The sequence below is a fragment of the Rhizobium sophoriradicis genome (assembly GCF_025200795.1).
GTDB lineage: Bacteria > Pseudomonadota > Alphaproteobacteria > Rhizobiales > Rhizobiaceae > Rhizobium > Rhizobium sophoriradicis.
In genome coordinates this window covers 4,191,029-4,200,000 of sequence record NZ_CP104152.1, presented here as the reverse complement: position 1 = coordinate 4,200,000, position 8,972 = coordinate 4,191,029, and the positions used below count along the sequence as shown (strand labels likewise).

The following is an 8,972-nucleotide window of genomic DNA, read 5'->3' as shown; positions in this document are numbered from 1 at the left end:
GCAAGCTGCCGAAAAGATCGCGACTGAAGCACGGGCGCTCGGGCTGGATGCCGAGGCGGTCACCCATGTGGAAGCGGCGGCGCGAACGGCCGATATCATTTCCTGCGCCACGCTTTCCAGCGAGCCGCTGATTTCAGGCGAATGGCTGAAATCAGGCGCCCATCTCGATCTCGTCGGCGCCTTCAAGCCGAGCATGCGCGAAAGCGACGACGAGGCCATCCGCCGTGCTTCGGTTTATGTCGATACCCGCGCCGGCGCCGTCAGCGAGGCCGGTGATATCGTCCAGCCGCTGAAAAGCGGTGTGCTCAGGGAAAGCGATATCCGGGCCGAGCTCGCGGAACTGGTCAGTGGTGCCCAGGGCGGGCGCAGCCATGATGACGAAATCACGCTGTTCAAGTCGGTCGGTGCAGCGCTCGAGGATCTTGCCGGGGCGATTCTCGCCTATGAGACAGTGACGGGCCGAAAGTGACGATCAGCGCATCATTGCCGGAGCTTCCGGTTTCACACGTCCTGCCGGCCGTCGGTGCGGCGTTGGCCAATGAGGGGCGCGCCGTCCTTTCCGCGCCGCCTGGCGCGGGCAAGACGACGCTCGTGCCGCTTTACCTGCTTGACCAGGCCTGGCGCGGCGACGGCAAGATCATCCTGCTGGAGCCGCGGCGGCTGGCGGCGCGGGCGGCGGCAAGCCGGATGGCGTCGTTGATCGGTCAACAGGTTGGCGGCACGGTCGGCTACCGCATGCGCCTCGACAACCGGATCTCGGCGGCGACACGGATCGAAGTGGTGACTGAAGGGGTCTTTGCCCGGATGATCCTCGACGATCCCGAACTCACCGGTGTCTCCGCCGTGATCTTCGACGAATTCCACGAGCGTTCGCTCGATGCCGATTTCGGGCTGGCGCTGGCGCTCGACGTTCGATCCGCCCTGCGCGAGGATCTGCGCATCCTCGTGATGTCGGCGACCCTCGACGTCGAACGTGTGGCCGCCCTGCTCGACCATCCGCCTGTCATCGAAAGCGTGGGGCGCAGCTTTCCGATCGATATCCGTTACCAGGATCGACCGGGCGGCGAGCGCATCGAGGATGCCGTCACGCGGGCGATAGTCGACGCACACGCCAATGAGGCCGGCTCGATCCTGGCCTTCCTGCCCGGCCAGGCGGAAATCACGCGAACCGCCGAACGCCTGGCAGGACGATTCGGACCCGAAACACTGATTGCGCCGCTCTACGGCAATCTCAGCCAGAAGGAGCAGGATGCGGCGATCCGCCCGGCACCTGCCGGAACGCGCAAGATCGTGCTTTCGACGTCGATTGCCGAAACCTCGATCACCATCGACGGCGTCAGGATCGTGATCGACAGCGGGCTGCAGCGCCTGCCGGTATTCGAGGCGTCAACCGGAATTACCCGGTTGGAGACGGTGCGCGTGTCGCGGGCTTCCGCCGATCAGCGAGCCGGCCGTGCCGGCCGAACGAAACCGGGCATTGCCATCAGGCTGTGGCACCAGGGACAGACGGCGGCCCTGCCGGCCTTCACGCCGCCGCAGATCCTTTCCAGCGATCTCTCCAGCCTGGTGCTCGATCTCGCCCATTGGGGCGTCCAGGATCCGGCATCGCTTGCTTTTGTCGACCAGCCGCCGGAGACAACGCTTAAGGAGGCGCGGGCGCTGCTCGGCCAGCTCGGCGCGCTCGACAAGGATGGAGCGCTGACGGGGCGCGGCAAGATGATGCGCGATCTCGCTCTGCCGCCGCGGCTTGCCGCCATGGTGGTTTCATCAGGCGAATCCGGACATGCCAGGGATGCGGCGTTGATCGCCGTGCTTCTCACTGAACAGGGACTGGGCGGAACGAATATCGACATCGAGGAGCGGCTGCGGCGCTTCAAGGCCGAGCGCGGCGAAAGAGCAGAGGCCTCGCGGCGGCTGGCCGGGCGGCTGGCAAGCGGCCTCGACAGAGTTGCCGCAGCGGCGCCGGCGCTTGCGGGGCAGCTGCTGCTGCATGCTTTTCCGGATCGGATCGCGCTTCAGCGCGGCGGGCGCGGCCGATTCGTGATGGCGAACGGGCGCGGCGCCGAGCTGCCGGAAACCGAGAGGTTGGCCGGCAGCCAGATGCTTGTCATCGCCGACCTGACCGGACGGGCGGCGCAGGCGCGGGTTCTGGCGGCAGCCGAGGTAACCCGCGGCGACATCGAAGCCGAACTGCCGGGCGAGATCAAAACCGGCGATCAAATCTTATTCGACCGGCAAAGTCGGCAAGTCAGGGCGCGGCGAGCAACCCGGCTCGGCGCGATCGTCTTCGAAGAGACACCCTTGCCACGCCCCTCAGGGGCCGCGGTCACCCAGGCGCTGATGGAAGGCGTGCGCGAGCGCGGGCTCGATCAGCTTGCCTTCTCGAAGGAGGCCGTGCAGCTTCGCGAGCGGATCGGATTTCTTTACAGGACGATCGGCGATCCGTGGCCCGATGTCAGCGATGAGGCCCTGCTTTCCCGGCTGGAAGACTGGTTCGGCCCGTTTCAGACCGAAGCCCGCGGCCTCTCCGAAATTTCAGCGGCCGGGCTGTCGAACGGCCTGATGTCGCTGGTGCCGCACGCGTTGCAACGCGAGCTCAGCCGGCTTGCGCCGACCCATTTCGAAGCGCCGACCGGCCAGCGGCATCCAATCCAATATGAAGGCGAGGAGCCGGTTCTGACGATCCGCGTGCAGGAGCTGTTCGGCCTAAAGCAGCACCCGGCGATTGCCGGAGGCCGCCTGCCACTGCTGCTCGAACTCACCTCGCCGGCGCACCGGCCGATCCAGACGACACGCGACCTGCCGGGCTTCTGGGCCGGCTCGTGGAGGGATGTGCGCGCCGATATGCGCGGCCGCTATCCCCGCCATCCCTGGCCGGAGCGGCCGGAAGAGGCGTTGCCGACGACACGGGCAAAACCGCGTGGTACATGAGGCCCATTGAAGGAGCCCCTCGGCATGATTGACAAGACGGAAAGCCCCACGCTGGAGGATCGGCACAGCAGCCGCAGGCTGCGCCTGCAGACGCTGGTGCGGCTGCGCTGGCTTGCGGTCGGTGGGCAGGCGCTGACGGTTTTCGTCGTTGCCTTTTGGCTGAAATTTCCCTTGCCGCTGATCGCCAGCTCCTCGCTGATCGCCGCCCTTGCCGGGGTGAATTTCTACCTGACGATCCGCTACCCTCCGACACACCGGCTGGGACCACCGGCTGCATTTGCACTGCTCGGCTTCGATCTTCTGCAGCTCTGCGCACTGCTTTTCATCACCGGCGGCCTTGCCAATCCTTTCGCAGCGCTCGTCTGCGTGCCTGTTATTATCTCCTTTGCCTCGCAGCCGATCCGTTACAGCACCGCGCTGATCGGCGTTGCGATGGTCTGCATCACCGTGCTTGCCTTTTCCCCCTTTCCGCTGCCCTGGTTCGACGGGGCGGAGATCAACGTCCACAATGTCATGCAGTTCGGCGTCTGGTGCTCGATCGCCTCGACAATGGCGTTTGCCGCTTTCTATGCCTACCGGGTTTCGATGGAGGCCGGTCAGCTTGCCGATGCGCTGGCTGCGACCGAACTGGTGCTACAGCGGGAAAAACACCTTTCGCAGCTTGACGGACTGGCGGCGGCGGCCGCCCACGAGCTCGGAACGCCGCTTGCAACGATCAGCGTCGTCGCCAAGGAAATGGAGCGGGAACTCAAGGACGACGACCGCTTCCGCGAGGACGTGATGCTGCTGCGCAGCCAGAGCGAACGCTGCCGTGACATCCTGCGGCGACTGACGACGCTTTCCTCGGAAGACGAGGCGCATATGCGCCGCCTGCCGCTGTCTTCGATGATCGAGGAGATCGTTGCGCCGCACCGGGAATTCGGTATCCGATTGGAGCTGATCGAAAAAAGCCCGCGCAAGGACGAACCGGTGACCGACCGCAATGCTGGTATTATGTACGGGCTCGGCAACCTGATCGAAAATGCCGTCGACTATGCCCGGGAGAAGGTGACCGTGACGGTCGAGCATGATCACGACAAGGTGCGGATCGTCATCGAGGACGACGGCAACGGTTATGCGCCCGATATTCTGACGCGGATCGGCGAGCCCTATGTGACCAAGCGGCAGAAGGAGGATACGGCCGGCGGGCTCGGGCTCGGACTGTTCATCGCCAAGACGCTGCTGGAACGCTCCGGCGCATCGCTGATTTTCGAGAACCGCGACCCGGAAAGTGCCGGCGCGCGCATCCGCATCGAATGGCCGCGGATGCTGATAGATGCAAATTCGACAAAATGAAATTATGGGCATAAACAGGATTTGCGGTTGACCGAGCTCGGGCGCGGAACCGCCGGGACCGAAGACGATGACAGAACAAACTCATGAAAATCTCGCCGCCTCAGATGAAGACCATATCGGTCCCGACGCTAGCCTGCTGATCGTTGACGACGACGGGCCGTTCCTGCGCCGGCTGGCCAGGGCGATGGAGACACGCGGCTTCCAGGTGGAGACCGCCGAATCAGTCGCCGAAGGCGTTGCAAAATCGAAAGGGCGACCGCCGAAATATGCGGTGGTCGACCTTCGGCTCGGCGACGGCAACGGGCTCGACGTCATCGAAGCGATCCGCCAGCGGCGCGACGACACCAGGATCATCGTACTGACCGGCTACGGCAATATTGCCACGGCAGTGACGGCGGTAAAACTCGGGGCCGTCGACTATCTCGCAAAGCCCGCCGATGCCGACGACGTGTTCTCGGCGCTGACGCAGCGGCCGGGCGAAAAGGCGGAGCTTCCCGAAAACCCGATGTCAGCCGACCGGGTGCGTTGGGAACACATCCAGCGGGTCTATGAAATGTGCGAGCGCAATGTTTCGGAAACGGCGCGCCGGCTCAACATGCACCGGCGCACGCTGCAGCGCATCCTCGCCAAACGCGCGCCGAAATAGCAAACACGCCGCCGTCAGATTGGCGGCCTCAATCTCACTCAGGCGCAAGCCAAGCTGCGGCAGGCCGAAATAAATGAAGAAGAGCTGATGAGCTCCACATCGGCCGTTACGGCTTCAGCCGGGCCTCGCCAGGCTCCCGGGCCAGTCGCACGACCGGCCCAGCTTTTTACGGTCACAGGCTCTTGTCGAGCGGCTGGTGAAGCCACTTCATCGAGATGTCGTCCAACGTGCCGTCCTTCTTGGAGGCGGCGATGATCTCGTTAACCTTGGCCATCAGTTCCGGCTCGTTCTTGTTCATACCGACATAGCAGGGCGAGTTCTTGATCAGGAACTTCAGTTCGGGTTTACGGGGCGGATTCTTGTCAAGAATTGCGGCGGCCACGACATTGCCGGTCACCACTGCTACGACCTGACCCGACAGGAAGGCCGAGATCGTGCCGATATTGTCCTCGTAGCGCTTGATGGTCGCATCGGCAGGCGCAACCTTCGTGAGCTCCAAATCCTCGATCGAACCGCGGGTCACGCCGACGACCTTTCCGGACAGATCGTCAAGCGATTTGATCGCCACGTCGTCTGGAGCGAAGACGCCGTTGAAATAGGGCGCGTAAGCATCGGAGAAGTCGATCACCGCTGCGCGTTCCGGGTTCTTGCCAAGGCTCGAGATTACCAGATCGACCTTTTTCGTCTGCAGATATGGTACGCGGTTTGCGGATGTTACCGGCACCATCTCGAGCTTCGCCCCGAGTTTCTCAGCGATGAGCGTCGCCATGTCGATATCATAGCCCTGAGGCTTCATGTCGGTGCCGACAGAACCGAACGGCGGGAATCCTGCGGGACCGCTATGCGGACCGTCTTGCTGGACGTAATGTCCGACAACGTGTCGGCACGGGCTGCTGAAACAGGGAGGGCCAGGCTGAGGGCGGCGCTTCCCACGGCGGCGGCAAGGATAGCGATGAAGTGCCTCTTATGCATTGATTGTTCCTTTCCAGTTTGGCGTTCGTCAGTGGCAGGCGTGCAAATTCGACGTGCAGGGCACGTCTGCGGTGCGGCAACGAGCGACCAAGGCAGGCAAGACGAATCTTCCTTGCGCGACTGGACGGTCATGGGCTTATACGAAAGCGTGCGACGGCATGTGCAGTGCCGCGGCTCTGCCATTCATCCCAGTTCCCCTTTGGCGCGCCCATATTTTTCGGCGTCGTTCCCTGCTGGCAATTACGATACACAAATTTCAGATTGTCAACAGATCGATACTAGTGTTTTAATCCGACCACGAAATGAGGCCTTCATGACAGAAGCGACGCGCAAGCCGCGCATGCTCGAAAAACGCATCCAGTGCCAGTACGACGATCTTCCGGGCAGCGAGCGCGCGCTCGCCGATCTGATCCTGGAATTTCCCGGCGACCTCCTGGTTTATTCAGCGACGGAGCTCTCCGAGCGCGGCGGCGTCTCGAAAGCGGCCGTTACCCGTTTCGTCAAACGCCTCGGCTATCAGGATTATCGCGAGATGCAGCGCGAGGTCCGGGAGGCGCAGGAAGCCGGAGAGCCGGTTTATCTCAATACCGGCCTGCTCGGACCCGCGCCCGACAGCACCCGTCTGCAACAGCATCTCGAGCGCGATATCGCCAATCTGCGTCAGACCTTCGAGGCGGTGAGTCCTGACGATCTCGGCGAGGTCGTTCGCCGTTGCCTCACGGCTCGGCGAGTCTGGGTTCTCGGCTTTCGCAACAGCTACTTTTTCGCCGCCTACCTCCGCCGGCAACTGATCCAGGTCCGCTCCGACGTCACGCTTCTCCCGGCTGCCGGGCAGACGTTGATGGAGGAGCTGGCCGGCGCTACGCCTGACGATCTAATGATTGCCGTCGGCCTGCGACGCCGAACGCCGGCGCTGGGGCGCGCGATGAAGATCGTTCGCGATCTCGGCGTGCCCATCGCCTTTTTCACCGATCGCGTAGCGGTCACCACCCCGAAGTTTGCGACCTGGACCTTTCCCTGCCAGGTGCGGGGCATGTCGCTGTTCGATTCCTATGTCGCGGTGATCAGTCTTGCCAACTACCTCTGCACCGAAGTCGTTGCCGCGGCCGGCGAAGGAGGGCGCGAGAGGCTGAGCCGCATCGAAGATCTCTTTGCGCTGATGGAAGAGATCGACCCCAGCAATTGATGTCGCTCCGGCATTGGGGCCGGAGCAGAAGGAAATGCGATGCTGATTGATGAAATTGAGCTTTTCCACGTTGCGATGCCGCTCAAGGCGCCATGGCGGACGGCCTTTGGCGAGGAGACCACCATCGACTCGATCCTGGTTCGGTTGAGGGGAGAGGGCCAAGACGGCTGGGGTGAGACCGCACCTTATCGCCTGCCGCAGTTTTCGCCGGAATGGGCTTCCGGCGCTTTTGCGCTGCTACGCGACGTCATGGCGCCGGCACTGATCGGCAAGCGCATCGACAGTGCTGAAATTCTGCAGGAGGAACTGGCGCCGCTGAAGGGCAATCATTTCGCGAAGGCCGGCCTCGATACCGCCTGGTGGGATCTTGCCGCGAAGCTCGCCGGCGAGCCGCTCTGGAAGATGATCGGCGGAAAGGGACCGGACGCAATCGTCGGCGCCGATATATCGGTGCTGGATGATCTCGACGAACTCGTCGCAGCGGTCGGCAAGACGCAGGAGGACGGTTTCCAGAGGACGAAACTGAAATTCCGTCGTGGATGGGGGCTCGAAATGGTCGCCCGCGTGCGCGAAGCCTTCCCCGATGCGGTTCTGCATGTCGATTGCAACAGCGCGTTCACGCTTGATGATATCGCCATGTTTCGCGAACTCGACCGATTCGGCCTCGCGATGATCGAGCAGCCGCTTGCCTATGACGACCTCATAGACCACGCGCGTCTCCAAGCCGAACTGAAGACGCCGATCTGCCTGGGACGAGGCATCACATCGCTCGACCGGGCCCGAAAGGCGATTGATATCGGCGCCTGCGGCTGGATCAACATCAAGCCCGGCCGGGTCGGCGGCTTGACCAATGCAATCGCCATTCATGACCTCTGCGCTGCCCGCAATATTCCCTGCTGGATCGGCGGCATGCTTGAATCCGCTGTCGGACAAGGACCGGCGCTCGCGCTGTCGACGCTCTCCAACGTCAAATATCCCTGCGACATCTTCCCAAGCGATCGGCTTTATCAGACGGATCTCTCGGAGCCGGAAATCGTCCTTAGCGGACCGGGGCGCATCACGGCATCGGATCAGCCTGGCCATGGGTTTTGGCCCAATTCAGAACGCCTGACGCGTGTTTCGCGCGCATATGCTGCCGTTTCCAATAAGGCGCGCCGCGATCCTTCCAGTTCGCGCCTTGCGCTTTAGAACTCTCTCGCATGTCGGATCGTTTGCAGGAGGGCGGATTCCTACGCCGTTAGACGTCGTCCACCGTGAACGGTTTTCCGTTCGCCCATTCGGCCATCATCAGCCTTTGGGCGGCGGCACGCGAGAAATTGAGCGTGACGGATTTGCGTGTGGCCGGCGCCATACGGTGTTCCGGCGCGTCGCGAAGCATATGGGCGCCGTAGCCGTCCGAGAGGAAAAGCCCGCACTCCTCCGGGAAGATGTCGAGCGGCACGCCTTCGTGAGTCGCGAAGAACAGCCGGTCGCAATGCAGCCTGTATTCCGGCCATTTGCGGTCCACCCTGAAATCCTCGATCGAGGTCTTGATTTCGATGATCCAGACCTCGCCCTTTTCCGAAATGGTAATCAGATCGGCACGGCGGCCGCTGGCGAGCGGCAGTTCGGGCAGCACGGCGTGGCGCATTTCATGCAGCAATATCTGCGTTCCCCGCCGCACCATCATGGCCCTGTCCGATTGCCGGCCATCGATTAACGGATTGTTATTGTAAACGCTCAAAATCGTCATGGATAACCATCCCAGGGGCTGGCGTGTTGTTGCAAAAAAACCATGCGCTTTTAATTTGCGCGGCAGACGGATTTGCCGCCCAGCAGCAGCCTTGCAAAGCGCAAGTTAATCGAAAATAAACCATAATCAACGATGGTCGAAAGACCGTTCTCCTTGCCCGAAAACTTCAA

The 8,972-nt window shown here is 62.6% G+C and carries 7 protein-coding genes and 1 pseudogene (1 of these 8 cut by a window edge); 6 read left to right on the top strand and 2 right to left on the bottom strand.

The annotated features are described in order from the left end of the window. From lhpI to N2597_RS20490, 4 genes are all read left to right on the top strand, one after another. On the top strand, positions 1-469 hold the 3' portion of the coding sequence (lhpI, locus tag N2597_RS20505) for a bifunctional Delta(1)-pyrroline-2-carboxylate/Delta(1)-piperideine-2-carboxylate reductase (RefSeq protein ID WP_009997176.1). Its footprint begins 479 nt before the window's first position; 469 of the gene's 948 nt are visible here — the last part of the coding sequence; its start codon lies beyond the left edge, outside the window; the stop codon is at positions 467-469. Then, positions 466-2,931, top strand: coding sequence for an ATP-dependent helicase HrpB (gene hrpB / locus N2597_RS20500; RefSeq protein ID WP_183597947.1), 2,466 nt, complete (start codon positions 466-468; stop codon positions 2,929-2,931). Before lhpI ends, hrpB begins: the two co-directional genes overlap by 4 nt. A gap of 24 nt (positions 2,932-2,955) precedes the next feature. Continuing rightward, a complete protein-coding gene (locus tag N2597_RS20495; protein ID WP_039622956.1) occupies positions 2,956-4,266 on the top strand; it encodes an ActS/PrrB/RegB family redox-sensitive histidine kinase in 1,311 nt (436 codons plus the stop codon). Positions 4,267-4,333: 67 nt separating this feature from the next. Next, entirely contained in the window at positions 4,334-4,912 is a 579-nt protein-coding gene (locus N2597_RS20490) for an ActR/PrrA/RegA family redox response regulator transcription factor (protein ID WP_077992815.1), read from the top strand. Positions 4,913-5,084: 172 nt separating this feature from the next. Here the strand turns inward: N2597_RS20490 and N2597_RS20485 are convergent. Next, positions 5,085-5,884: pseudogene (locus N2597_RS20485) on the bottom strand (transporter substrate-binding domain-containing protein). Positions 5,885-6,197: 313 nt separating this feature from the next. Here N2597_RS20485 and N2597_RS20480 point away from each other — a divergent pair. Beyond that, positions 6,198-7,070, top strand: a complete 873-nt coding sequence (locus tag N2597_RS20480; protein ID WP_183597945.1) for a MurR/RpiR family transcriptional regulator — start codon at positions 6,198-6,200, stop codon at positions 7,068-7,070. A gap of 39 nt (positions 7,071-7,109) precedes the next feature. After that, the gene (gene menC, locus N2597_RS20475; protein ID WP_341356208.1) at positions 7,110-8,258 is read left to right on the top strand and encodes an o-succinylbenzoate synthase; all 1,149 of its coding nucleotides are present in this window, start codon (positions 7,110-7,112) and stop codon (positions 8,256-8,258) included. Positions 8,259-8,307: 49 nt separating this feature from the next. Here menC and N2597_RS20470 read toward each other — a convergent pair whose 3' ends face one another. Continuing rightward, complete coding sequence (locus N2597_RS20470) at positions 8,308-8,802, bottom strand: MmcB family DNA repair protein (RefSeq protein WP_009991089.1); 495 nt, start codon at positions 8,800-8,802, stop codon at positions 8,308-8,310. Positions 8,803-8,972: the final 170 nt, after the last annotated feature.

Coding starts and splice junctions, on each gene's coding strand:
- N2597_RS20470 (WP_009991089.1), bottom strand. CDS start 8,802: ATGACGATTTTGAGCGTTTACAATAACAATCCGTTAATCGATGGCCGG.
- N2597_RS20480 (WP_183597945.1), top strand. CDS start 6,198: ATGACAGAAGCGACGCGCAAGCCGCGCATGCTCGAAAAACGCATCCAG.
- N2597_RS20495 (WP_039622956.1), top strand. CDS start 2,956: ATGATTGACAAGACGGAAAGCCCCACGCTGGAGGATCGGCACAGCAGC.
- menC (WP_341356208.1), top strand. CDS start 7,110: ATGCTGATTGATGAAATTGAGCTTTTCCACGTTGCGATGCCGCTCAAG.
- N2597_RS20490 (WP_077992815.1), top strand. CDS start 4,334: ATGACAGAACAAACTCATGAAAATCTCGCCGCCTCAGATGAAGACCAT.